At 72.5% G+C, this 24,229-nt stretch carries 19 protein-coding genes; 14 read left to right on the top strand and 5 right to left on the bottom strand.

The window, feature by feature from the left end; genetic code table 11:
• Positions 1-19 precede the first annotated feature (19 nt).
• Complete coding sequence (locus ACWEV0_RS00685) at positions 20-1,714, bottom strand: right-handed parallel beta-helix repeat-containing protein (protein ID WP_453145130.1); 1,695 nt, start codon at positions 1,712-1,714, stop codon at positions 20-22.
• Between the two features lie 376 nt (positions 1,715-2,090).
• Here ACWEV0_RS00685 and ACWEV0_RS00690 point away from each other — a divergent pair, with 376 nt between their 5' ends.
• The 4 genes from ACWEV0_RS00690 (at position 2,091) to ACWEV0_RS00705 (ending at position 7,992) form a co-directional block, all read left to right on the top strand.
• Positions 2,091-3,074 carry an ABC transporter permease gene (locus ACWEV0_RS00690; RefSeq protein WP_453145132.1) on the top strand — a complete coding sequence of 328 codons (984 nt, stop codon included), beginning with the start codon at positions 2,091-2,093 and terminating at the stop codon, positions 3,072-3,074.
• Between the two features lies 1 nt (position 3,075).
• Complete coding sequence (locus ACWEV0_RS00695) at positions 3,076-3,966, top strand: ABC transporter permease (protein ID WP_453145133.1); 891 nt, start codon at positions 3,076-3,078, stop codon at positions 3,964-3,966.
• The gene (locus tag ACWEV0_RS00700) at positions 3,963-6,209 is read left to right on the top strand and encodes a dipeptide ABC transporter ATP-binding protein (protein ID WP_453145134.1); all 2,247 of its coding nucleotides are present in this window, start codon (positions 3,963-3,965) and stop codon (positions 6,207-6,209) included. Before ACWEV0_RS00695 ends, ACWEV0_RS00700 begins: the two co-directional genes overlap by 4 nt.
• An 85-nt stretch (positions 6,210-6,294) precedes the next feature.
• Positions 6,295-7,992 carry an ABC transporter family substrate-binding protein gene (locus ACWEV0_RS00705; protein WP_453145136.1) on the top strand — a complete coding sequence of 566 codons (1,698 nt, stop codon included), beginning with the start codon at positions 6,295-6,297 and terminating at the stop codon, positions 7,990-7,992.
• Positions 7,993-8,115: 123 nt separating this feature from the next.
• Here the strand turns inward: ACWEV0_RS00705 and ACWEV0_RS00710 are convergent, their stop codons facing one another.
• Positions 8,116-8,898, bottom strand: coding sequence for an alpha/beta fold hydrolase (locus tag ACWEV0_RS00710; protein WP_453145137.1), 783 nt, complete (start codon positions 8,896-8,898; stop codon positions 8,116-8,118).
• Between the two features lie 100 nt (positions 8,899-8,998).
• Here ACWEV0_RS00710 and ACWEV0_RS00715 point away from each other — a divergent pair, with 100 nt between their 5' ends.
• The 6 genes from ACWEV0_RS00715 (at position 8,999) to ACWEV0_RS00740 (ending at position 14,016) form a co-directional block, all read left to right on the top strand.
• Positions 8,999-9,955, top strand: coding sequence for an RNA polymerase subunit sigma-70 (locus ACWEV0_RS00715; protein ID WP_453145139.1), 957 nt, complete (start codon positions 8,999-9,001; stop codon positions 9,953-9,955).
• Between the two features lie 56 nt (positions 9,956-10,011).
• On the top strand, positions 10,012-10,632 hold the full coding sequence (locus ACWEV0_RS00720) for a dihydrofolate reductase family protein (protein ID WP_453145141.1): 621 nt from the start codon (positions 10,012-10,014) through the stop codon (positions 10,630-10,632).
• 106 nt (positions 10,633-10,738) lie between these two features.
• On the top strand, positions 10,739-11,938 hold the full coding sequence (locus tag ACWEV0_RS00725) for an MFS transporter (RefSeq protein ID WP_453145143.1): 1,200 nt from the start codon (positions 10,739-10,741) through the stop codon (positions 11,936-11,938).
• A 206-nt stretch (positions 11,939-12,144) separates the two neighbouring features.
• Positions 12,145-12,276, top strand: coding sequence for a hypothetical protein (locus ACWEV0_RS00730; RefSeq protein ID WP_453145145.1), 132 nt, complete (start codon positions 12,145-12,147; stop codon positions 12,274-12,276).
• 4 nt (positions 12,277-12,280) lie between these two features.
• Positions 12,281-12,862, top strand: coding sequence for a DUF6529 family protein (locus tag ACWEV0_RS00735; protein WP_453145147.1), 582 nt, complete (start codon positions 12,281-12,283; stop codon positions 12,860-12,862).
• 113 nt (positions 12,863-12,975) lie between these two features.
• On the top strand, positions 12,976-14,016 hold the full coding sequence (locus ACWEV0_RS00740; protein ID WP_453145149.1) for a vWA domain-containing protein: 1,041 nt from the start codon (positions 12,976-12,978) through the stop codon (positions 14,014-14,016).
• 66 nt (positions 14,017-14,082) lie between these two features.
• On the opposite strand, the gene ACWEV0_RS00745 is transcribed toward ACWEV0_RS00740, so the two are convergent.
• Positions 14,083-15,492, bottom strand: a complete 1,410-nt coding sequence (locus tag ACWEV0_RS00745) for a pyridoxal phosphate-dependent decarboxylase family protein (RefSeq protein ID WP_453145150.1) — start codon at positions 15,490-15,492, stop codon at positions 14,083-14,085.
• 487 nt (positions 15,493-15,979) lie between these two features.
• Here ACWEV0_RS00745 and lanL point away from each other — a divergent pair, with 487 nt between their 5' ends.
• From lanL to ACWEV0_RS00765, 4 genes are all read left to right on the top strand, one after another.
• Positions 15,980-18,715 (top strand): class IV lanthionine synthetase LanL, encoded by a 2,736-nt coding sequence (gene lanL / locus ACWEV0_RS00750; protein WP_453145152.1) that lies wholly within the window; start codon positions 15,980-15,982, stop codon positions 18,713-18,715.
• A 47-nt stretch (positions 18,716-18,762) separates the two neighbouring features.
• Positions 18,763-18,915, top strand: coding sequence for a VenA family class IV lanthipeptide (locus ACWEV0_RS00755; protein WP_403787650.1), 153 nt, complete (start codon positions 18,763-18,765; stop codon positions 18,913-18,915).
• A 150-nt stretch (positions 18,916-19,065) separates the two neighbouring features.
• Positions 19,066-20,190, top strand: coding sequence for an ATP-binding cassette domain-containing protein (locus tag ACWEV0_RS00760; RefSeq protein ID WP_453145153.1), 1,125 nt, complete (start codon positions 19,066-19,068; stop codon positions 20,188-20,190).
• The gene (locus ACWEV0_RS00765) at positions 20,187-21,050 is read left to right on the top strand and encodes an ABC transporter permease (RefSeq protein WP_453145155.1); all 864 of its coding nucleotides are present in this window, start codon (positions 20,187-20,189) and stop codon (positions 21,048-21,050) included. Before ACWEV0_RS00760 ends, ACWEV0_RS00765 begins: the two co-directional genes overlap by 4 nt.
• 103 nt (positions 21,051-21,153) lie before the next feature.
• On the opposite strand, the gene ggt is transcribed toward ACWEV0_RS00765, so the two are convergent.
• Both ggt and ACWEV0_RS00775 read right to left on the bottom strand, forming a co-directional pair.
• The gene (gene ggt / locus ACWEV0_RS00770; protein WP_453145157.1) at positions 21,154-22,995 is read right to left on the bottom strand and encodes a gamma-glutamyltransferase; all 1,842 of its coding nucleotides are present in this window, start codon (positions 22,993-22,995) and stop codon (positions 21,154-21,156) included.
• A gap of 171 nt (positions 22,996-23,166) precedes the next feature.
• A complete protein-coding gene (locus ACWEV0_RS00775) occupies positions 23,167-24,126 on the bottom strand; it encodes a GlxA family transcriptional regulator (protein WP_453145159.1) in 960 nt (319 codons plus the stop codon).
• Positions 24,127-24,229 lie beyond the last annotated feature (103 nt).

The following is a 24,229-nucleotide window of genomic DNA, read 5'->3' on the forward strand; positions in this document are numbered from 1 at the left end:
CGGGGCCCCGGCCTCGGGCTCAGCCGGCAGCGGGCTGGACGGCTCCGACCGCCGGCGTCGACGGCAGTTGGTTGCCGAAGTAGTCGACGGGCCCGGGGTCGATGCCCAGGCTCCGCGGATCCAGGCCGCGGGGCACCGCGCCCTCGCAGCGGGGCTCCAGGTTCTCGGGGCCGGCGCCGTCGGTGACCGGCGCGGTGAGGCCGCTCAGGCACGGGTCGCTGTCGAGGCCGGTCGGACTGCCGTCGAGCGTCTCCTGGCCGGACGCCGTACGCCAGTCGTCGAGGGACGCGTACCGGCTCGGGCCCCACTCCAGGGCCCAGTGTCCCGTGCTGTAGTAGTCGTTGCCCTGCAGCCGGAGGGTGCTCTGGCCGTACGCCGACTGCGCCTCGATCAGGGGGCCGCCGTCGGTGGCGAGGATGTTGTTGGCGACGCGCACGCCGGTCATGCCGTCGCGCAGCCGCAGCGCCGGAGGCCGGGCACCCGCCTCCTCCGCGGAGGCGAGGCCCGTGGTCCGCATCACGACCGTGTTGTGGTGGATGTCGAGGTTCTTCATCCGGGTGCCGTAGGCGACGATGCCGCCGTACTCGGGCAGTTTCCGGGCGTCGTCCCAACTCATGTTGAAACGGACGACGTTGTTCTTGTGCGCGCCGGTCGGCTGACCCGAGTAGACGAGCAGACCGGGACCGTCGTTGCCGTAGGCGAGGTTGTACTGCATCACGGAGTCGGACACGTTGTTGTCGAGGCCGAGGCCGCCGCCGTCGACGTGCGAGCCGGTGCGGTTGTGGTACGACGTGTTGCGTTCCAGGACCACGCGCTTCGAGTCGTAGACCCAGATGCCCTCGGGGCCCTCCTCCGCTTCGGCCGACGACCTCGCGCCGTTGTCGTGGGCCACCGAGCGCATCACCCTCGCGTCCTGCACGCTGCCGAGCGAGATGCCGCTCCCGGTGTTGCGCTGGTCGCTCCGCGGATCACCGGTGTTGGCGTACGCCTTGACGCCTTCGATCCGGATTCCGGAGTGCGCGTACGCGGGGTGCGCGGCCCGGAACTCGGGGCCGTAGACGACGATTCCGGTCTCGAGGTTGTCGTGCACGGAGACGTCGGTGATCCGCACGTCGCCGAAGCCGACGACCGCCTCGTCCTCGGCGCCGACGCTGATGCCGTTCTGGAAGCTGCTCGCCTCCACGTTCGTGATGCTGACGTGGCTGAGCCGGCGGCTGCCCGGAAGGGTGTTGCGCAGCGCGATGCCGACCCCTTCGCGCCGCGACTTCCGGTCGCCGACGAGAGCGATGTTCCTGACGTCGACACCGGCGGTGTTGCGCACGGTGATGCCCGAGGTCCCCCGTGGGGCGATGGTCGCGCGACCGGCGCCGTACGACTCGATCACGACCGGCTTCGCCGCGCTGCCCGCCTCCTCCTCGTCCAGCGTGATGCTGCCGGCGAACCGCTCACCGCCCTGCAGCCGGAGGCGGTCTCCCGGCTGGAACCGCGCGCTGTCGGCGTGGTCGAGGGTCCGCCAGGCCTTCGCCGGCGACATGCCGTCGTTGTCGTCGTCGCCGTCGGGGCTCACGTAGAAGGTGAACGGACCACCGCTGGCCGGACGGGCCGGCCGGTAGACACCTGGTACGTGTACGTCACACCCGGTCAGCAACAGCAGCAGCGCGGCCGAGACTCCCGCGGCGGCCCTCAGTGTCCGGCTCCGGCTCTCCGCTTTCACGTACACCCCTTAGATCTGTTTTCACACGACATACCCCCATATGGGGACAGAGTGCCAGAAGGGGTACCCGCGAAACGCCGATGACAGCACGGCAACCGAGTCACGTACGGGGACTTTGTGACGTGCGTCTTGCAATCACATGGCCGGCGCCTCCGAAAGCTTCCGGCGGCGTGGATCACGGCCACAGAATGACTCGTCATCAGGCCTCGTTCTCCTCCGATTCGGAGGAGTCCCTCAGCCTCTCAACCTCCCACCCCTGAGAAAGTCACCCGACCATGCGCAGAACCGGCACACCCCCGCCGGCCCTTCACTCGTGCCCCACCGACCCCTTCCCCGGTGCGGCCGCCACCGCACCGGCGCGCGGGAAGGCGGCTTCATGCTCCGCCATGTGACGCGCAAGGCGGCGGGCTGGCTGGCCATGATCGTGATCGCCACGAACGTCACGTACGTACTGGCCGCCTGGTTCCTCGACCCGAGGTCCAACTACAAGGACACCCGCCCGGTACGCACCGAGGCGGAGATCGACCAGGCCCTGGCGCCGTACAACCTGGACCCGCGGGTGCCGTTGGTGGACCGGTGGTGGCACTGGTTCAGCGACGTGGTCCTCCACTTCGACTGGGGGAAGTCGCCGCTGGGGGCGTCGGTCGACTCGGAAATCGGTTTCCGGGTGCTGGTCAGCGGCCAACTGGTCACCGCGGCGACCCTCTTGTCCGTGCTCGTCGGTGTCGCGCTCAGCGTGTCCGGCGCCTCGCGGCAGTACGGCTGGTGGGACCGGATCACCCAGCTGGTGTCGGTGCTGCTGTTCAACATCCCCACCGCCGTCGCCGCGTTGGCCGTCGTCCTCGTCGGGATCTGGCTCAACCAGAGCGTCGGACTTCGCTTCCTGTACGTCGCGGGAGAGAAGTCCCCGACCGTCGAGGGGCTGCTGCCGACCGTGGTCGACCGGATGCAGCACCTCATCCTGCCGACCCTCAGCCTGACCCTGCTGGGATACGTCGGCTATCACTTGACCCAGCGCACACTGCTTCTCGACGCGATCGGCTCGGACTTCGTGCGCACCGCGCGGGCCACCGGGCTGACCCGCGCCCAGGCGATCCGCCGCCATGCGCTGCGCGCCTCGCTGATCCCGACCGCCACCTCGGTCGCGTTCGGCATCCCCGCCATCTTCACGGGCGCGGTCATCACCGAGACGGTCTTCGGCTGGAACGGCATGGGCCAGTACTTCATCCAGACCATCGTCAAGAACGACGTGCACGGCACCGTCGCGGTGGCGGCGTTCGGCGCGGCCATGACCGCGCTCGGCGCGATCCTCGCGGACATCGCCGTCGTCGTCCTCGACCCACGGGTGCGGGTGAGCTGACATGGCCATAACCGTGACCCCGGCTCGCCCTCTCGGCGGCGGCCGGCTGTACCTGCGGCGGTTCGCCCGCAACCGCGGGGCGCTGCTCGGCGTGGCGCTCTTCGCTCTCCTGGTGCTGTTCAGTGCCTTCGGGGGTCTGTTCACCCACTTCACCCACACCGACGCGGACTTCACCGCGCTCACCCAACCGCCCAGCGCGGCCCACCCCTTCGGCACCAACCAGGGCGGCAACGACGTCTACGCCGAGGCGGTGCACGGCCTGCAGCGTTCGCTGGTGATCGCGGTCAGCGTGTCGGCGCTGACGATCCTGCTGGCCGCGGTGATCGGCGCGGGAGCCGCGTACCTCGGCGGGAGGGTGGAGAAGCTGACCCTGGCGGTCATCCACTTCCTGCTGGTGGTGCCCTCGTTCCTGATCCTCGCCCTGGTCTCGCACCGGCTCGCGGGCGACTGGCGGGTGCTGATCCTCGTGCTCACCGTCTTCGGCTGGATGACGACCGCCCGGGTGGTCTGGTCGCTGTCCACGTCGCTGCGCGAACGCGACTACGTGCTGGCCGCCGAGTTCATGGGGGTGCGGCCGTGGCGGATCGTGGCGCGGCACATCATCCCCAACCTGGGTTCCCTCCTCGTGGTCAACCTGACCCTCGGCGTCGTCGCCACCGTGCTGAGCGAGACGGCGCTGTCGTTCCTCGGCTTCGGCGTGCAGACCCCCGACGTGTCGCTGGGCACCATGCTCGCCGACGGCTCCGGCACCATCACCAGCGCCCCGTGGCTGTTCGCGTTCCCCGCCGGCCTGCTCGTCCTGCTCACCGTGTCGATGACGCTCGTCGGCGACGGCCTGCGCGACGCCCTCGACCCCACCTCGACCTCGGCGGCCTCGGGAGGCGCACGATGACGTTCACCCTGGCCCCGGCCCCCGCGTCGCCGTCGCGCGACACCGAGCAGACCCCGGTGCTCTCGGTGCGGGACCTGCGGATCTCCTTCCCGTCCGAGGCGGGACCCGTCGCGGCGGTGCGCGGGGTGAGCTTCGACGTGCTGCCCGGCCGGACGCTGGGCATCGTCGGCGAGTCCGGGTCGGGCAAGTCCGCCACCGCGATGGGCGTCATGGGGCTGCTGCCGCCGACCGCCCGGGTGTCGGGCGAGGTCCTGCTCGGCGGCCGCGACCTGGTCGGTCTGAACGACAGGCAGCTGTCCCTGGTCCGCGGCAAGGACATCGGCATGGTCTTCCAGGACCCGCTGTCCGCGCTGACCCCGATCTTCTCGGTCGGCCGTCTGCTGTCCGACGCGCTGCGCGTGCACCAGGACCTGACGAAGCAGGCCGCGTGGAAGCGCGCGGTCGAACTGCTCGACCTGGTCGGCATCCCGGAACCGCACCGAAGGGCACGGTCGTTTCCGCACGAGTTCTCCGGCGGGATGCGCCAGCGCGTGGTCATCGCGCTGGCCATGGCGAACGCGCCGTCGGTCATCGTGGCCGACGAGCCGACCACCGCGCTCGACGTGACCGTGCAGGCCCAGATCCTGGACGTGCTGCGGACCGCGCAGGCCGAGACCGGTGCCGGGGTCGTGCTCATCACGCACGACCTCGGCGTGGTCGCCGGGTACGCGGACGACGTCGCCGTGATGTACGCGGGGCGGATCGTGGAACGGGCGGGCGCCGCCGAGCTGTTCCGGCGGCCCACGATGCCTTACACGATCGGCCTGCTGGGCGCGGTGCCCCGTCCCGACGCCCCGAAGGACCGCCCGCTGGTGCCGATCGGGGGCGAACCGCCGTCGCTGGTGGGACTTCCGTCCGGGTGCCCCTTCGCGGACCGCTGCCCTGCCGCGCTCGACCGCTGCCGCACCGAGGAGCCCGCCGCGGCACCCGTCGCCGGGCACGGGCACGTCGCCTGTCTGCGCGCCGACGAGATCGCCGACGGCCGGCTGAAGGCGGACGAGCTCTTTCCGACACCGGTCCCGGCCCCGGCCGCGGCCCCCGCCCCGGCACCGGCGGACGGCACGGACTGCACGGACGCCACGGACGGCACAGGCAGCACAGGCAGCACAGGCAGCACAGGCAGCACAGGCAGCACAGGCGGCACAGGCGGCGTGAACGGCACGGACGGCGTCAACGGCGCGGACACGGACGGCGCCGGCTCTCCGGGCGATGTGGTGCTGCGGGTGTCGGGTCTGACCAAGACCTTCCCCGTCACCAAGGGCGCGTTCCTCAAGCGCCGCGTCGGCACGCTGCACGCGGTCAGCGATGTCGGATTCGAACTGCGGGCCGGTGAAACCCTGGGGCTGGTGGGCGAGTCCGGCAGCGGCAAGACCACGACCCTGCTGGAGATCCTGCGGCTCAGGCCGCCGGAGAGCGGCCGGATCGAGGTCGCGGGCACGGATGTCGCCGACCCCGGCTCCGCGGCGCGGCTGCGGGAGCTCCGCGGCGCGGTGCAGATCGTCATGCAGGATCCGATGGGCTCCCTCGATCCCCGGCTCCCGGTCGTCCAGCTGCTCGCCGAGCCGCTTCAGGCGGTCGGCGCCGACCGGGCGGCGATCCGGGCCCGGGTGGCCGAGCTCCTCGGCCTGGTCGGCCTGGACGCGTCGGTGGCGGACCGCTTCCCGGCGGCCCTGTCCGGCGGGCAGCGCCAGCGCGTCGGCATCGCCCGCGCCCTGGCGACCCGACCGCGGATCGTGGTCCTGGACGAGCCGGTCTCGGCCCTGGACGTGTCCGTGCAGGCCGGTGTCGTCAACCTGCTCGCCCGGCTCAAGCGCGAGCTGGGCCTGGCGTACCTGGTCGTCGCACACGACCTGGCCGTGATGCGGCACTTCGCCGACCGCATCGCGGTCATGTACCTCGGGCACATCGTGGAGACCGGCAGCACCGAGGCCCTCTTCGAAGCCCCCCGGCACCCGTACACCGAGGCCCTGCTCTCGGCGATCCCGGTGCCCGACCCGGAGCGCGAGCGCTCCCGCGAGCGGATCGTGCTGGAGGGCGAGCAGCCGAGCGCGTCGAACCTCCCGCAGGGCTGCGTCTTCGTCGACCGCTGCCCGCTGTACCGGCTGCTCGACGACGGACTGCGGGACCGGTGCCGCACCGAACGGCCCGTCCTCGGCCCGGCGACGCCCGGCTCCGGCCACCGCCACGCCTGCCACGCCCGCTGACCGCGGGCCCTTCTCGCAGACCCCACGTCGACACCGCAACCCCTGGTGTCGCGAACCAGCTCAAGGAATGAGGATCCACTCCGTCATGCGATCGAGAATCGCCGTCCCCGCGGCCGCCCTCACCGCGGCCCTCACTCTCGCCGTCTCGGCCTGCAGCGCCTCCGGCTCCGGCACCACGGGCGCCGGCCCCGCCTCCGGAAAGGGCGCGACCCCCAGCCAGGCCTCGGCGAAGGTCGACTACAACCCGCAGCCCTACGACAACGTCAAGGACGGCGGCACCTACACCACCGCGGGCACCATCGACGACCAGGGCAACCCGTTCAACGCCAACGCGACGCTCACCGCCAAGCGGGTCTGGTTCTGGTACAACCCGGACGTCATCACCTACTCCCCCACGGGTGAGGCGCAGTACAACCCGGACTACCTCAGCGACGTGAAGGTCAGCGACACCGGCGGCAACCAGCGGGTGGTCCTCACCCTCAACCCCAAGGCCACGTACAACGACGGAACCCCGATCGACTGGACGGCCGTCAAGGCGACCTGGCAGGCCAACAACGGCGCGGACAAGAAGTACAACGCGTCCGACACCGAGGGCTACAGCCACATCACCTCCGTCACCCGTGGCGCGGACGACAAGCAGGCCGTGATCGAGTTCAAGGGCGCAGCCCCGTGGTGGTCGAGCCTCTTCACCACGCTCCTGCACCCCAAGGCCGCCACCGTCGCCAACTACAACGACGCCTACGTCAAGAAGGTCCACCCCGAGTGGGGCGCCGGCCCGTACACGGTCGGGACGTTCGACGCCAAGGGCGGCGACCTCACCTTCGTACGCAACCCCAAGTGGTGGGGCAAGAAGGGCAAGCTCGACAAGCGCGTCTACGTCAACCTGGAGTCGGCCGCCGCTGCCAACGCCTTCAAGAACGGTCAGATCGACTACACCTCCGCCGGCGACGCCGAGGGCCTGAAGCGGCTCAGCGGCGTCCAGGGCACCGAGATCCGCCAGGGCGGCAGCCCGTTCGCGTACTCCTTCTACGTCAACGCCAAGTCGCCCAACCTGAAGGAGGTCGAGGTCCGCAAGGCGCTCCTGGAGAGCATCGACCGGACCCAGATCGCCAGGATCCAGTTCCAGGGACTGGGCGGCTACAGCGAGCCGCTGCCCGGCTCCCTGCTGCTCTTCAGCTTCCAGAAGGGCTACTCCGACAACGTCGGCGCCGTGATCAAGCACGATCCGGCGGAGGCCAGGAGGATCCTGGACGCCGCCGGCTGGAAGCCCGGCAGCGACGGCATCCGTGAGAAGGACGGCAGGAAGCTCACCGTCTCCTACACCCTGCGCGGCGACGACCCGCTGGAGAAGGCCACCGCCGGCGCCCTCGTGCAGATGCTCAAGCCCGTCGGCATCCAGGTCGGCCTCAAGAACTCCACCGACGCCGACTTCGCCAAGATCCTCGCCGACCGCAGCTTCGACATCTTCCTCGTCGGCAACCGGTCCCCGGACCCGTTCGGCGCCCGCTACCTGTGCGAGTTCTACTGCACCGACAGCGCCTCCAACATCGTGAGCATCGGCTCGCCCGAGCTCGACAAGAAGATCCACGCCGTCGCCGCGATCGCCGACCCCGACCAGCAGACGGCCCGGGCCAACGCCGTCGAGCGCGAGGCACTGGCGCAGTACGGCTACCTGCCCCTGTTCAGCGGCCCGTCCATCTACGGCGTCAAGAACGGCCTGGCCAACGTCGGCGCCACCATCTTCGGCACACCCTTGCCGGAGACCGTGGGCTGGCAGAAGTAGCCGTTCCGGGGACCGCGACACATCTGGGCGGAACCCTGGGCGGGACATGAGCGGGCGGGACCTCGGGTGTGCCGGGCACCCGGGCCCGCCCGCCCGTCCGTACGCGGGCCTCCGCGCCGCGCTTCAGTGCGCCTGCGCGTACAGCTCCTCCACCAGACGGGCGACGGCCTCCGGCTCGCGCAGCGTCGGGTAGTGGTCGGAGGCGGCGAGGCGGGCCAGTCGGCAGCCGGGGATGCGCGCGGCCATCTCCTCGTTGCAGCGGACGAGCTGCGGGCGGTCCAGCTCGCCGAGCGCCAGCACCGTCGGCACCGCGATCTCGCCGAGCCGGTCGAAGGCGGGCGGATCGGCGTGCTGATGGCCCACGTTGGCGAACCAGGCCGGCAGCACGGCCCTGAGGTACGCCGCCGCGACCGGGTCGGACTCGGGGGTGCCGCCCGCCGCCTGCCCCCACAGGCCGAGGCCGAGCCGGACGATGCCCTCCGTGTCGCCGGCCTCGGCGAGACGCCCCAACTCCTTGTAGAACTCCTCCTCGTCGAGGTCGTATCCGCTGACCCCGGGCACGAACAGCGCGAGACCCGCCACCCGCTCCGGCGCGTCGAGCGCGAGGTTCAGCGAGGCGGCGCCGCCCATGCTGGAGCCGACGAGCACCGCACGGTCCAGGCCGAAGTGGTCGAGGACGGCGGCGAGGTCGCCCGCGGCGGTGTACGACGTGACCGGTGCCGGGGAACGGCCGTAGCCCCGGGCGTCGTAACGGATCAGCCGCTGCCGCCCGGTGAGCGAGGCGAGCACCGGGTCCCAGATCGTGGAGTCCCCGACCCCAGGATGGACCAGGACCATCGGCAGCCCGTCCCCTCCCGTGTCGTCCGCCCACACCTCACCGCCGTCGACCCGCACCATGGTTTCCATGCGCCCAGTGTGGTCGGCCGCCGGAGCGACCCGCCAGCCACGAACCGGGCGTGTCGGCGCCGGGTGACGCATCAACCGGAACGGTGCGTCCTCAGGTGCGGTGCGCCATGATGAGGGCGTGGACTTCGAGCCGTACCGGGGTGAGTTGCTGGCGTACTGCTACCGGATGCTGGGCTCGTTCCACGAGGCCGAGGACCTGGTGCAGGAGACGATGCTGCGCGCCTGGAAGGCCCGCGACCGCTACGACCCCACGCGCGCGTCGGTGCGGACCTGGCTGTACCGGATCGCGACCAACGCCTGCCTGACGGCGCTGGAAGGCCGGGCGCGGCGGCCGTTGCCGTCGGGGCTCGGCGCGCCGAGCGAGGATCCCGGGGCGCCGCTCGCTCCGGCCTCGGACGTGCCCTGGCTGCAGCCGTTCCCCGACACGCGCCTTGATGTGGAGGTACGGACCGACATGCGGCTCGCGCTGGTGGCGGCGGTGCAGGTGCTGGCGCCGCGGCAGCGGGCCGTGCTGCTGCTGCGCGAGGTGCTGCAGTTCACGGCCGCCGAGGTCGCCGAGCAGCTGGGGACGACCGCCGCGGCCGTCAACAGTGCGCTGCAGCGGGCGCGGGCCGCCCTGGCGGACGTGGGTGGCGGGGAAGAGGTCACGGAGCCGGACGACGCAGCGGCTCGTGCGGTGGTCCAGCGATACGCGCGGGCCTTCGAGGCGGCCGACGTCCCCGGGCTCGTACGGCTCCTCACGGACGACGCGGTCCTGGAGATGCCGCCGGTGCCGCTGTGGTACCGGGGCGGGCGCGACTACGGCCTGTTCATGGAGCGGGTGTTCGCGATGCGTGGCACGGGCTGGGCAACGGCGCCGCTGACCGCCAACGGGCAGCCGGCACTGGCCGCGTACGCGCCGGAGCCCGGCGGCGGGCACCGGCTGCACACGCTGCAGGTCTTCACGGTCACCGGCGACCGGATCGCGCGCAACGTCGTGTTCGCCGATCCTCGCGTCTTCGAGGCGTTCGAGCTCCCCGGGCGGATTTCCGCGGACGAGTTTCGCCGGCCGCGATGAGTGGGGCCGGTGCCGCCGGTACGTACCGGTGGGCATCGATCGAAGGGACACCCATCGTGAGCGTCATCGTCATTCAGTTCGTCAGCCTGGACGGAGTCGTGTCCGACCCGGACGGCTCCGGAGGGACGCCGGCCGGCGGCTGGGCGTTCCGGCACGGATCCGAGTCGGTGGCCGGGGACAGGTTCCGGCTCGGCAGCACGCTCGACGACGGCGTCCTGCTGCTGGGACGCCGGACGTGGCAGCTGTTCTCGCGCATCTGGCCCGGCCGGGACGACCCGTTCGCCGCGCGCATGAACGCCGCGCCGAAGCTGGTCGTCACGCGCTCGCTGACCGACGTCTCGGCATGGGCGAACTCCCGCACCGTCGACGGCGGCCTCGTCGACGCCGTCAAGAGCCAGGAGCGCGAGCGGCGCGATGTCGTCGTCACCGGCAGCCTGAGCGTCGTACGGGCGTTGATGGCGGAGGGACTGGTCGACGAGTACCGGCTGCTGACCTTCCCCGAGGTCGTCGGCGCCGGGCAGCGCCTCTTCCCCGATGACGGCCCGCGCGCCGATCTGGAGTGCGTGTCCGTCGAGCGGACCGGCGCCGCGGTCCTCACGAAGTACCGGAGGGCGGTGCGCCGACGGTTCGGGGCAGCCGGGCTCTCTGAGCTTCCGCTGCCCGGCCCGCAGGAGTGACCCGCACTCGCGGGGCCGTCGTCGGCCGGCGGCCTCGCCGCTACCATCGGCATCGTTCGCCGGGCCGTACGCACCGCGGCGGCGCGGGCGCGGCGAGGGAGAGACTGTGGCAGGGAAGCGTCCGGTCGGGATGGGGCCGTGGCGGTTCGTGCTGTGGTTCGGCACGGTCAGCATGCTCGCCGACTTCGTCTACGAGGGGGCTCGCTCCGTCACCGGACCGCTGCTCGCGTCGCTGGGCGCGACCGCGCTGGTCGTCGGTGTGGTCACGGGCGCCGGAGAGGCCGCGGCGTTCGGGCTCCGGCTGGTCTCCGGCCCGCTCGCGGACCGCACCCGCCGCTTCTGGGGTCTGGCCATCGCCGGGTACGCGCTGACGGTCGCCTCCGTCCCGCTCCTTGGTACGGTCGGAGTGCTGTGGGTGGCGTGTGCCCTGGTGATCGCCGAGCGGGTCGGCAAGGCGGTCCGCTCCCCGGCGAAGGACACCCTGTTGTCCCACGCCACGGCGGCGACGGGCCGGGGGCGGGGCTTCGCCGTGCACGAGGCGATGGACCAGGTCGGCGCCCTGGTCGGTCCCCTGCTCGTGGCCGGTGTGCTGGCGCTGACCGGCGGTGATTACGGGCCCGCGCTCGGCGTGCTCGCCCTTCCCGGCATCGCGGTGCTCGGCGTCCTGTTCTGGCTGCGGGCCCGGGTGCCGGATCCGGAGGCCTACGAGCGCGAGGCGGCCGCCGCGGCCGGACCGGCGCCGGAGCACGGGACGGGGGACGCGCGTCTGCCGAGGGCGTTCTGGTCGTACGCCGCGTTCACAGCCGCCACCACGACCGGGCTCGCCACCTTCGGCATCCTCTCCTTCCACCTGGTCCAGCGGCACCTGCTCTCCGCCACCTGGGTGCCGGTGCTGTACGCGGCGGCGATGGCCGTGGACGCCCTGGCGGCGCTGGCCACGGGATGGCTCTACGACCGCCACGGCCCCCGCGTGCTGATCGCCCTGCCGGTGCTCACGACGGGTGTGGCGATGCTGGCGTTCACCGACACGGTGGGCATCGCGGTCGCGGGTTCGCTGGTGTGGGGTGCGGCCATGGGCATCCAGGAGTCCACCCTGCGCGCCACGGTCGCGGACCTGGTGCCCAGCGGCCGGCGGGCGACCGCGTACGGGCTGTTCGCCGGCGTGGTCGGCGCCGCGAGCCTGGCCGGCGGCGCGCTGATCGGCGGCCTGTACGGCTACTCGATCCCCGTACTCGTCACCGTGGTCGTCGTCGTCCAGCTGCTGGCGGTGGTGCTGCTGGTCGCCACCCGCGCTTCGCGGCGCTGATTCCGCCGGTGTCTCGATGCTCGTCTGGGAGGGGCGTTCGGCACACGCCATCGCCCGGCCGGCCCGTCGCGACGGCATACGCCATCGCCCGGCCGGCCCATCCGCGTCGCTCGTCGCGCTGACCGCGCGGCGCGCCGCCGTGGCAGGGCCGGGCGCCACCGGCCGTAGTGGTGCGGGAAGAATCCTTCGATCCGCCGGAGAGCCCCATGCACCAGCGCCGCGCCGCGGCCGTCTCGCTCGCCGCCGTCACCCTGGTCAGCGTGGGCTGCACATGTGCCGCAGCCCCGCCCGCTCACGTGGCCGACGACCCGGCCGGCGACGAGGTCGAGGGTGACTGATCCGATGGCCGTCGACGAGCCCGCGAGGCCCGGAGGGACGAAGCGCGGACGGGTGGTACGGGCCCTGCTCTGGGCTCTGCTGCCGGTCGCGGCGGCGGTCGGCGTGTACTGGTACGGACGCGCGCACACTCCTGTGTACGACACCAGCCTGTTCGGCGCCCGCTTCGGCGACGCCCAGCGGTTGAAGTCCGAGCTCGGCACCGCCCTCCTCGGCCTCGCGCTGATCCAACTGCTGCTCGCGCTCTGGCTGTACGGCCGGCTGCCCGGCGTGGGGCCGGCGCCGCGGCCGGTCGGACTCGTCCACCGGCTCATCGGCCTCGCGGCCTTCCTGCTCTCCCTGCCGATCGCCCGGCACTGCCTGGTCGCCTACGGCGTGCAACTGACCGACGCCCGCACCGCCCTGCACTCGTTGAGCGGCTGCTTCCTCTACGGAGCCTTCGTCGCCAAGGTGATCGTCGTCCGCCACCGCCGGCTGCCGGGCTGGGCGCTGCCCGTGGCCGGCGGCGCCCTCGTCCTGGCGATCGCGCTTCTCTGGTACACGGCGGCCCTCTGGTATCTCGACGACGCGCACGCGCCTGGCTTCTAGGACCTGTCCGGCCTGCTGGGCGTCGAGCGCGGCCGCCCTCGTCGGCCGAGATCGATTGTCAGTGGTGGGTGAGACGGTAGGAGCATCCAGTCGGAAACGAGGGGGAGCTGCCCGTGTCCGGGAACCAGAACTACATCAACCACGTCGCTCTTGTGCTGGACGCCAGTTCGTCCATGTCGCACCTGAGGAACAAGGTCGTCGAAGTCGCCGACCAGCAGATCGCGTACCTCGCCCGCCGGTCCAGGGAGCTGGACCAGGAGACCCGTGTCACGGTGTACGTCTTCGCCGACAAGGTGGAGTGCGTCATCTACGACAAGGACGTGCTGCGGATGCCGTCGCTGAAGCAGCTGTACCGGGTCGGCGGGATGACGGCTCTGCTCGCCGCCACGCTGAAGTCGCAGCGGGAGCTGGCACAGACCGCTCAGCTCTACGGTGACCACAGCTTCCTGACGTTCGTCCTCACCGACGGGCAGGAGAACGCGAGTCACCGCTGCCCGGACGCCCCGGCCAGGAGTCCGCGTGAACTCGTGGCCGCCGTGGCCGAGATGATCGAGACGCAAGAGGACAACTGGACGCTGGCGGTGCTGGTGCCGGACCAGATGGGCAAGCGCGAAGCCGTCCAGTGCGGGTTCCCGAAGGACAACATCGCCGTCTGGGACGCGACGAGCACGCAGGGGCTGGAGGAGGCCGGGCAGGTCATCCAGGAGGCCACCGAGAAGTTCATGGTGGGCCGCACGAAGGGCATCCGGGGAACGCGTGCCGTGTTCTCCATGGGCGCGGAGACGGTCAACAAGGACACCATCAGGGCGGCGGGCCTCACGCCTGCGAAGCCGTCGGAGTATCAGCTGATCCCGGTGACCCGTGACGCCGGCATCCGCGACTGGGTCGTCGAGAGCGGGCACACGTACCGCACCGGGGGCGCGTACTACCAGCTGAGCAAGTCGGAGAAGATCCAGGCGCGGAAGCAGATCGCGGTGCTGGAGAAGAAGACGGACCGCATATACACGGGGCCCGAGGCCCGGGCGCTGCTCGGCCTCCCTGACGTCGAGGTCCGCGTCAAGCCGGACCACAACGACGACTTCACCATCTTCGTGCAGAGCACCAGCGTGAACCGCAAGCTCGTGGCGAACACGCGGCTGCTGCTGATGATCTGACGGGCCGACGGGCCCGCGCCGCCCCTGAGCGCCGTGCGCGGAGCGCGCGGCGCCCGACGCCCGGCGTCAGTCGTCCGAGGGAGCGAGCGCCCGTGCCGCGCGTGCCAGGGCGTTCCGCACCCGGTCGGTGTCCGCCTCTGTCGTGCGCCAGTTGCTGAAGGCGGCGCGCAGCGCGGGCGTTCCGTGGAGGACCGTGGGGGTGAGGAACGCCTCGCCGGAGTCGGCGACCGTCCGTGCGAGGGTGCCGAGGCGCTCCGGGGTCGGGGCGTCGGTGAGCGTGAAGCAGACGACGTTCAGGTGTACGGGCGCAAGGAGTCGCAGCTCCGGCAGGGCGGAGATGCCCTCGCCGAGCCGGCGGGCCAGTGCGGCGCAGCGCTCGACGATCTCGGAGTGGCCTTCGCGCCCGTACGCGGTCAGGGAGAACCAGGTGGCCAGGGCGCGCAGCCGCCGGGAGTTCTCCGGGGTCAGGTGGAGGAAGTCTGGGGTGCCGGTGGGCAGGCCGAGATACGGCGACTCGTTGTGGAAGACGCGCACCTGGAGGTCCTGGCGGCGGGTGAACTGGACGGCGGCGTCGTAGGGGACGTTCAGCCACTTGTGCAGGTCCACGCAGATCGAGTCGGCGGCGTCGAGCCCCTCGACGAGGGAGGCGTGTACGGGGGAGAGCGCGGCGAACGCGCCGAAGGCGGCGTCCACGTGCAGCCAGAAGTCGTACCGCTCCTTGAGGGCGGCGATGGCCCGCAGGTCGTCGAAGTCGACGGTGTTCACGGTGCCGGCGTTGGCGACCACGACGGCGGGCCGCCCGCCCAGCGCTTCCAGCGCCTCGGCCAGCCGGGTGACGTCCACGGCCTCGCGCTCACCGCCGAGGAGCGGCACGGAGCGCAGGCGGTCGCGGCCCACGCCCAGGACGGACAGCGCCTTGGTGATGCTGGAGTGCGGGCTGCCGGACAGCACGTCGACGGGGCCGAGCGCGGCGGCTCCCTCGCGGGACACCGAGACGCCCAGGCGTTCGCCCAGCCACTCCCGGGCGACGGCCAGTCCCACGGTGTTGGACATCGTGGCGCCGCTGACGAACGCGCCCTGGTGCGCCTCGCTCAGCCCGAAGAGCTCGCGCAGCCAGCCCAGCGTCTCGCGCTCCAGCGCGTCGGCGGTCGAGCCGCCGCCGCTGGAGCCGTTCTGGTCGTAGGCACCGGTGAGCCAGTCGCCGGTGAGGGCCGCCGGGGTGGCGCCGCCGGTGACGAACCCGAGGTAGCGCGGCCCCGCCGAAGCGGAGAATCCGGGCTCCCAGCGCCGGGCGAACTGCTCAAGCGCGCCCTGCGCGCCGACGCCGGCGGCCGGGAGCGGACCGGGATCGGGGGCCTTCGCCGCGCCGGCGACCGGCCGCTCGCCGAGCTGGGAGAGCTCACGGGCCGCGAAGTCGCGGGCGGACTGGAGGAGTTCGGGGAGCCGGTCGAGATCGGCGGCGAGCGTGGGATGCATGGCCGCAGCGTAAACAGGCCATCGGGGTGAGCACGGGGGCCAATCTCGGATAAGTGGCCTTGGATATGGGATCCACATGCTTCTGGAGCGGCTCGCGTGGCCCTGGAGGAGTCCGCGCGCGGGCCGTCAGGTCATCCGTTCGACCAGGTGGGCCAGAGTGCCTTCGGGGCTGCCGGATGCCCCTCGCGAGACCTCGCCCACGTTCCCGCGCTGGTCAGGTGGTGTCTCGGAGGACTCGACGGCAGGCGTGCGCCCCCTTCGCGCGCCGGCGCACCTCCTGAAGGAAGTCGAGCGCCGGTCGCTCGCCAAATGGCGCCGTCCCGCCCCCAGCGACCCTGCTGCTTCCTTCTGCGCCGGTCGCGCCTCCTGGTGAGAGAGCAGCGGCGCGCGCTCGCTGAATCAAGTGAACCCGGCCGGGTGTGTGTTGGTCCGCTTATGTCATCGGGCAACTTCCCGTCCGGCGGTTGCATCCGTTGAGAGGGACACGATGACGAGCCACGCTACCGAAGCCGAGCTGGAAGACCTTCTGAGCCAGGCCCTGCACGCCACGGGAACAGACGGGCGATGGGTGACCGACGCGGACGACATGTGGTGCCGTGTCGCACCCCGGTCCGGGTCCGGGGCGCGGCGCGAGCAGGGCTGGAAGCTGCATGTGTCGGCGACGGCCGCGTCCGCTCCGGCGGTCCTCGCGAAGGCGCTGGAGGTGCTGCTGCCGCAGGAGTCGACGTTCAAGTTCGCCCGGTCGCGGGAGAAGGTGAGCGCGCTCAACTCCAGGGCCACGCCCCGGGGGAGCTCGGGCAAGTTCATCACCGTCTACCCTCGCTCGGACGAGGACGCGGTCCGGCTCGCCCAGGAGCTGCACCGGGTGACGGCGGGGCTGGCGGGGCCGAGGATCCTGTCGGACCAGCCCTATGCCGTGGGCAGTCTGGTGCACTACCGCTACGGCGCCTTCGTGGGCCGGCGGGGGCTGTCGGACGACGGTCTGCTGGTGTGGCTGATCGAGGACCCCGACGGCAATCTCGTCGAGGACAAGCGCACCGGCCAGTACGCCCCTCCCCCCTGGGCGGTCTGTCCCTTCCCCGCCACGGTGCCCGTGGCGCCGCGGACGGCGGCCGCGGCGAGCGGGCCGGTGGTGATCGGCGGTCGCTTCGCGGTACGGGAGGCGATCCGGCACACGAACAAGGGCGGCGTCTACCGGGGCACCTGCGTGCGCACCGGCTCCCCGGTGGTGATCAAGGAGGCCCGGCCGCACGTGGAGGCCGACTCCTCGGGCTACGACGTGCGGGACTGGCTGCGCGCCGAGGCGCGGACGCTGGAGAAGCTCCAGGGCACGGATCTCGCTCCCCTCTCACTGGGACTGTTCGAGCACGGCGGGCACCTGTTCCTGGCCCAGGACGAGGTGCCGGGCGTGGCCCTGCGTACGTGGGTGGCCGAGCGCTTCCGCGACGTCGGTGCCGAGCGCTACCGCGGTGAGGCACTGGCCCAGGTGGTCCGGCTGGTGGACCTGGTCGCCTCGGCGCACGCCCGCGGTCTGGTCCTGCGGGACTTCACGCCCGCCAACGTCATGGTCCGCCCGGACGGTGAACTGCGCCTGATCGACCTGGAACTCGCCGTCCTGGACGACGACTCCCCGCTGCCGACCCGGGTGGGGACCCCCGGGTTCAGTGCCCCGGAGCGCCTGGTCGACGCACCCGTCTCACCGACAGGCGACTACTACAGCCTCGGCGCCACGGTGTGTTTCGTCCTGGCCGGGAAGGTGCCGAACCTGCTGCCCGAGGAGCCCGGCAGCAGGCCCGCGGAGCAGCGGCTCGCGGCCTGGCTGGAGTCCTGTACCGAGCCGCTTCGCCTGCCGGAAGGTCTGGTGGAGATGATCCTCGGGCTGATGCGGGACGACCCCGGCGAACGCTGGGACCCGGCACAGGCCCGCGAGGCCCTCCACAGGACGGACCTGGCATCGGCGAACGCGGCGACACAAGTGCCGGCACCGACGAAGGCGGCGCGGCCCGGGTCGTACGGCGCGACCTGCCGGACCGCACCCGACGACGACAGCCCGTACGACGCGGTGGCCGGGATCGTGAACCACCTCGTCGACTCGATGACCCCGGCGGACGAGCGGCGGCTGTGGCCCGTGTCCACCATGGCCGGCGAGGCCGACCCCTGCACCGTGCAGCAGGGCGCGGCCGGTGTCCTGGCCGTACTGACGCGGTACTTCGAACTGTCCGCCGACCCGCGCCTGCCCGAGGTGATCTCCACCGCAGGCCGCTGGATCGCCGACCGCACCGACCTCCGCTCCGTACGCCCGGGCCTGCACTTCGGGGGCCGCGGGACGGCCTGGGCGCTGTACGACGCCGGGCGCGCCGTCGACGACCGCCGGCTCACCGAGCACGCGCTGGCCCTGGCGCTGGCGCCGCAGCGGTCCACGCTGCACTTCGACATCACCCATGGCGCCGCGGGCAGTGGCCTCGCCGCCCTCCACCTGTTCCGTCGCACCGGTGACGCGCGCCTCGCGGAACTGGCCGTCGAGGCGGCCGACCGGCTGGCCGCCGCCGCACGGCGCGAGCCGTCCGCCGTGAGCTGGCCCATTCCCGCCGAAGCCGCCGCCGCGGAGGGCGCGGCCGGGGAGAGCGGCAAGCGCTACCTCGGCTTCGCCCATGGGACGGCCGGCATCGGCTGCTTCCTGCTCGCCGCCGCGGCGGTCTCGGGCGCCGACGCCCACCGGGAACTGGCGCTTCAGGCGGGCGAGCACCTGCTGGCCGCCGGCCGGCTCGTCGGCGGCGCGGCCCAGTGGCCCGCCCAGGACGGCGACGTGCCCACGGCCCCGTACTGGTGCCACGGCTCGGCAGGCATCGGCACGTTCCTCCTGCAGCTGTGGCAGGCCACCGGCGACGACAGGTACGGCGAGGCGGCCCGCCGCAGTACCCACGCCGTCGCGGAGCGCGCCACCCGCGCCGCCCTGACCCAGTGCCACGGACTCGCGGGCAACGGCGACTTCCTCCTCGACGTGGCCGACGCCACCGGGGATCCCGCCTACCGCTTCATGGCGGAGCGCCTCGCCCGGCTCATCGTCTGCGAGCGGGCCGAGCGCCGCGGCCACGTGGTCTTCCCCAACGAGTACGGGGACGTCTCGACCAGCTGGAGCGACGGGTCCGCGGGCATCCTCGCCTTCCTCCTGCGGACCCGCCACACAAGCCCCCGGCACTGGATGGTCCAGCTGCCGGAGTGAGCGACAGGGTTCCCTGTCGCCGACCAGAGAAGAAAAGGGAGAAAGCCATGGAAAACCAGGACCTCGAGCTGATCGCCCGCCTTCACGCCCTCCCGGAGACCGAGCCGGTCGCCGTTGACGGATCGTTCTCCGGCACGTGCGAGTGCATCGGCCTGCTGACGCTCCTCAACACCGTCTGCATCGGCATCAGCTGCGCGTAGCACCGCGGCACGGTCCGGCCGGCGGCCACAAGCCCGGGAGGCCGCCGGCCGGACCACTCCTGTCCGTCACACGAGTGTGTCCCCTCCCCCGTCTCCGCGCACACCCTGCCTGGCCGCGGGCAGCGAACCCGTAAACGAGGTCCAGACGACATGCAGCCACCCGCCGGTGATGACGATCCCGCCCGCGCGGCCCTCCTGACGGCCGCCGTCACCAGCCCGCACGCCACCCCCCACCCGTCTGCCCCGCCGGTGTACGCGATCAGCACGCGCGGTCTGGTCAAGAGCTACCCGGGGCCCCAGGGCACCACCATCCACGCCGTACGCGGACTGGACCTGGACGTGCCACAGGGGCAGACCTTCGCCTTCCTCGGCCCCAACGGAGCGGGGAAGTCCACCACCATCGCGATGCTGTGCGCCCTGGCCCGCCCGACCGCCGGTCACGCCACCGTGGCCGGCGCCGACGTGCTCACCGAGCCCCACCGGGTACGGCAGCGGGTGGGCATGCTCTTCCAGCACAGCGCCGTGGACCCGGACCTGACGGTGGAGCAGAACCTGAACATCCACGGACGCCTCTACGGGCTGCGCCGCCGCCACGCCCGCCGGCGCGCGGAGGAGGTGCTCGACATGGTGGGCCTGGCCGACCGGCGCCGCTCCCCCGTGCGCACCCTGTCCGGCGGCATGCGGCGCCGCCTGGAGATCGCCCGCGGCATGCTGCACGCCCCGAGCGTGCTGTTCCTGGACGAACCGACCACCGGGCTCGACCCCCATGCCCGCGCCCAGGTCTGGGAGCACCTGCGCGCGCTGCCCGGCCGCCACGGCAGCACGCTCTTCGTCACCACCCACTACCTGGAGGAGGCGGAGAACTGCGACGCGATCGCCATCATCGACCGCGGCCGCCTGGTGGCCCAGGGAGCGCCCCGCGCGCTCAAGGACGCGATCGGCGACGACCGGGTCGTACTGCACACCAGCGACGACGCGCTGGCCCAGCACATCGTGCGGCGGATCGCGCCGGCCGGCCGGACCGTCACGGCGGACGCGGGCGGCGTCTGTCTGCGCGTGCCGGGTGGCAGCGCCTTCATTCCCCGCCTGTGCGCGGCGCTCGAGGGCCACGGCATCGCCGTGCACGCCGCTTCCGCGACCCCGCCCACGCTCGACGACGTCTTCTTCCACCACACCGGGCGCAGCCTGAACGCCACCGCGGCCGGCCAGCAGCCGGCCGGCGCCGCCACGTCCGCCACGTCCGCCGCTGCCACAGAGACCGGAGGCGGCCGATGACCACACTCCCGCTCCCCACCACCGTCGCCTCGGACGGCTTCGGCGGCGAACGGCCCAGCCGCCTGCGGCGCGAGATGCGCGCGATCGGCGCCCTGGTCCACCGCGATCTGCTGCGCCTCGCCGGCCAGCGCGCCCACACCGCGCTGATGCTGCTCCACCCGGTGCTCTATCTGCTCATCCTCGGCGGCGGACTGACCGCCCTCATCCCCCGCGCCTCGCTGGGCGTCGGCTACCAGACCTATCTCTTCCCCGGCATGCTGATGATGACGGTGCAGACCCCGGCCCTCATGGTCGGCGTCCGTCTGATCACCGACCGGGAGAGCGGCTATCTGCGCGAGCTCCTGATGGCTCCGGTCAGCCGCGTCACCCTGCTCCTGGGCAACTGCGCCGGCGGCACCATCGTCGCCACGGCCCAGGGCGCCGTCCTGCTCAGCCTCGCCGGCGTCGCCGGCCTGCCCTACGACCCGCTCCTGCTGGTGCTGCTCCTCGCCGGCATGGTCCTCGCCTCGTTCACCATCACCGCCCTGGCCCTGGCCCTGGCCGTGAGCCTGCGCAGGTCGGAGACGTTCCACATGCTCCTCGGCCTGGTGATGATGCCGCTGCTGTTCCTCTCCGGCAGCTTCTTCCCGTTCAAGGCGCTTCCCGGCTGGGCCCACACCCTCGCGGCCGTCAACCCCCTCGCGTACGCGGTCGACCTGCTGCGCCGTCTGATCGCCTGGCAGGTACCGGGGCAGGAGGCGGTGAGCGGCATCGCATGGGCGGGCCGGCAGCCGCCGCTGCCTCTTGAGGCCGCCCTGCTCCTTGCGGGCGGCGCCGTCGCCCTGTGGTGGGCGGCCCACCGCTTCAACCGCCCCGAATGACGCCCCCGAGACCGCGGTGCGGCGCCGGCCTGGACCGGCGCCGCACCGTGGCCCGCACCGCAGCATGGCCCGTACCGCAGCGTGGCTCGCGCCCAGGTGGGCGTCAGCGGCTCTCGCGCAGCACCATCGCCGAACCGCCGCCGCGCCGCTTCGGCTCGGCGACCGCTTCGAGCCGGCCGCCGGGCAGGAATTCCAGCGCCGCCACGGCCCCGATCTCCGGGGAGGGAGTGAAGGTGCTCGGGGCCGGGACGAAGCGGTGACCCAGTGCTTCCAGTGCCCCGCGCTCGGCGGAGTCGAGGAAGGCCGGCTCGGCCTCGGTCGCGACCCGGTTGCGCTGGGACAGACGCGGCGCCGCGACGGCCTCGGGCAGCGGCATGTCCAGGTCGAGGCGGTTGACGAGGGTCTGCAGCACCGTGGTGATGATCGTGGCCCCGCCGGGGGAACCGACGGCGAGCATCGGCCTGCCCTCGTCGAGGACGATCGTCGGCGACATGCTGCTGCGCGGACGCTTGCCGGGCCCGGGCAGGTTCGGGTCGGGGACTCCGGCGGTCAGGGGCGTGAAGTCGAAGTCGGTCAGCTCGTTGTTCAGCAGGAACCCGCGGCCGGGCACCGTGATGGCCGAGCCGCCGGTCTGCTCGATCGTCAGGGTGTACGAGACGACGTTGCCCCAGCGGTCCGCGGTCACCAGGTGCGTGGTCGAGGGGCCCTCGTACGGCTCCTGGCTGCCCGTGCCGCGGGTGCAGGCCGAGCCCGGCGCCCGGGGGTCGGCCGGCGCCAGCGGACTGCTCAGCGCGGTGTCGGGGCTGATCAGGCAGGCCCGGTCCTTCGCGAACTCCTTCGACAGCAGTTCCCGCGTGGGCACGTCCGAGAAGGCGGGATCGCCCACCCAGCGGTTGCGGTCGGCGAACGCGATCCGGCTGGCCTCCAGGTAGTGGTGCAGCGCCGAGATCCTGTCGGCCTTCGACAGGCGGAAGTTCTCCAGGATGTTCAGTGCCTCGCCCACGGTCGTGCCGCCGGAGGAGGACGGCGCCATGGAGTAGACGTCAAGGCCGCGGTAGGTGGTGCGGGTCGGCTCCCGGCGCAGCGGCGTGTAGCGGGCGAGGTCGGTCCTGTCCATCAGGCCGGGGCGCACCACGCGACCGGAGCCGGGCGCGACCGGCGGGTGCTGCACGGTGCGCACCACGTCGCGGCCGATGTCCCCGCGGTAGAGCGCTCCGGTCCCCTCACGGGCGAGCTCGCGGTACGTGCGGGCGAGGTCGGGGTTGCGGAAGCGGGAGCCGACCACGGGCAGTTCGCCACCGGGCAGGAACAACGCGCTGGTGGAGGTGAAGGCGCGGAAGCGGTCCTCGTTCATCGCCGTCTGGGCACGGAACTCGTCGTTGACGACGAAGCCGTTCTCGGCCAGGCGGGTGCCCGGCCTCAGCGCGGCCGCCAGCGGGATCGTGCCCCAGTCCTTCAGCGCCTTGTCCCAGGTGGCCGGGGTGCCCGGGACGCCCACGGACAGACCCGAGTTGACCGCCTCGGGGAAGGGGATGGCCTTGCCGGTCGCCGGGTCGGTGAACGAGTCGGAGCGCATCGCCGCCGGAGCGGTCTCCCGCCCGTCGATCGTGGACACCTTCCCGGTCCGGGCGTCGTAGTAGACGAAGTATCCGCCGCCTCCGATGCCCGCCGAGTAGGGCTCGACGACACCGAGCGCGGCGGCGGTGGCGACCGCCGCGTCCACGGCGTTGCCGCCGCGCCGCAGCACGTCGAGCCCGGCCCGGGAGGCGTACGGGTTGACGCTGGCGACCGCGCCTCCGCTGCCGACCGCGACGGCCTGCTTGGCGGGCGGGGAGAGGACGGCGCCGCCGTCGGGCGTGCCGGCGGCGGCGGGTGGCAGGAGCGGGAGGAGGAGCGCCGCCGCGGATGCGGCGACGGTGGCGGTACGACGGACGGCGAGACTCAAGACAGCCTCCGATGACCTGCGTTGACGAGGGGAATGATCAAAACCCTGGCATCCGCCCAGGCTGGTCGGCAACGACTCACCGCAAGATTTGCGGGAGTTCTGAGGTTTCCGGCCGGTAGCCCCGCCGGGGCCGACGGAGCGCGGGCTCCGCCTTCGACCGGAGCTCGCCGGCTACGGCGCCGTACGGCTGAAGGACCGGCGGTACGAGCGCGGTGGCACCCCTCGGCGTCGTACGAACTGCGCCCGCAGCACCGCCGCGCTTCCGAAGCCGACCTGGCGGGCGATCTCCTCGACGGGCAGGTCGGTGGTCTCCAGGAGTTCCTCGGCGCGGCTGAGCCGGAGGCCGAGCAGCCAGGCGTGCGGGGTGGTGCCGGTCGAGGCGGCGAAGCGGCGGGCGAAGGAGCGCCTGCTCATCAGGGCCCGGCGGGCCAGTTCCGCCACCGGGAGCGACTCGTGCAGGTTTCCCTGGGCCCAGGCGAGCACCTCAGCGAGCCGGTCGTCGTGGCAGTCCTCCGGAACCGGGGCGGCCAGGTACTGGGCCTGTCCTCCGTCGCGGTGCGAAGGCAGCACCAGGTCCCGGGCGATGGCGTTGGCCGTCGCGGCGCCGTACTCCCGTCGCAGCAGGTGCAGGCACAGGTCGAAGCCCGCGGCGGCCCCCGCGCCCGTGGCGATGCGACCCTGGTCGACGTAGAGGGCGTCGGGTTCGACGGCGACGTCCGGATGGCGCTCGGCCAGCAGATCGGCGAACCGCCAGTGGGTGGTGGCGCGCCGCCCGTCCAGCAGGCCTGCCGCGGCGAGCGCGAAGGCGCCGACGCAGTGCGCGGCGACCAGCGCGCCCCGCCCGTACGCGGCCGCCAGCGCGTCGAGCACCGCGGGCGGGGGCGGCGTCCGGAAGTCCGCCCACGGCAGGGCGATCACCAGGTCGGCCGTGGCGAGCCGCTCCAGCCCGTGCTCGACCATCAGCGGCAGGCCCACGTCGGTGCGGACCCGCCCGGGCCGGTCGGTGCAGAGCGCGAAGTCGAAGCGCGGCAGTTCCTGGCCGCGCGCGTCGAACACCTCCGCGACGATTCCGGCTCCGAGCATGCCGACACCCGGCGGCGCATAGGCGGTGATGATCTTGAACGGTGGCATTCCGGCAGTGTGCCATGAGCGGCGCACGCGTTGGCACGATTCCTGCGATCAGTGGCACCACGGCCACTCGTGGCACGACCGGCGGACGAGAAGACTAAGGGCC

Source organism: Streptomyces sp. NPDC003943 (assembly GCF_053605265.1).

Coding starts and splice junctions, on each gene's coding strand:
- lanL (WP_453145152.1), top strand. CDS start 15,980: ATGACGAGCCACGCTACCGAAGCCGAGCTGGAAGACCTTCTGAGCCAG.
- ACWEV0_RS00735 (WP_453145147.1), top strand. CDS start 12,281: ATGGCCGTCGACGAGCCCGCGAGGCCCGGAGGGACGAAGCGCGGACGG.
- ACWEV0_RS00765 (WP_453145155.1), top strand. CDS start 20,187: ATGACCACACTCCCGCTCCCCACCACCGTCGCCTCGGACGGCTTCGGC.
- ACWEV0_RS00730 (WP_453145145.1), top strand. CDS start 12,145: ATGCACCAGCGCCGCGCCGCGGCCGTCTCGCTCGCCGCCGTCACCCTG.
- ACWEV0_RS00710 (WP_453145137.1), bottom strand. CDS start 8,898: ATGGAAACCATGGTGCGGGTCGACGGCGGTGAGGTGTGGGCGGACGAC.
- ACWEV0_RS00755 (WP_403787650.1), top strand. CDS start 18,763: ATGGAAAACCAGGACCTCGAGCTGATCGCCCGCCTTCACGCCCTCCCG.
- ACWEV0_RS00700 (WP_453145134.1), top strand. CDS start 3,963: ATGACGTTCACCCTGGCCCCGGCCCCCGCGTCGCCGTCGCGCGACACC.
- ACWEV0_RS00745 (WP_453145150.1), bottom strand. CDS start 15,492: ATGCATCCCACGCTCGCCGCCGATCTCGACCGGCTCCCCGAACTCCTC.
- ACWEV0_RS00775 (WP_453145159.1), bottom strand. CDS start 24,126: ATGCCACCGTTCAAGATCATCACCGCCTATGCGCCGCCGGGTGTCGGC.
- ACWEV0_RS00760 (WP_453145153.1), top strand. CDS start 19,066: ATGCAGCCACCCGCCGGTGATGACGATCCCGCCCGCGCGGCCCTCCTG.
- ACWEV0_RS00690 (WP_453145132.1), top strand. CDS start 2,091: ATGCTCCGCCATGTGACGCGCAAGGCGGCGGGCTGGCTGGCCATGATC.
- ACWEV0_RS00705 (WP_453145136.1), top strand. CDS start 6,295: ATGCGATCGAGAATCGCCGTCCCCGCGGCCGCCCTCACCGCGGCCCTC.
- ACWEV0_RS00695 (WP_453145133.1), top strand. CDS start 3,076: ATGGCCATAACCGTGACCCCGGCTCGCCCTCTCGGCGGCGGCCGGCTG.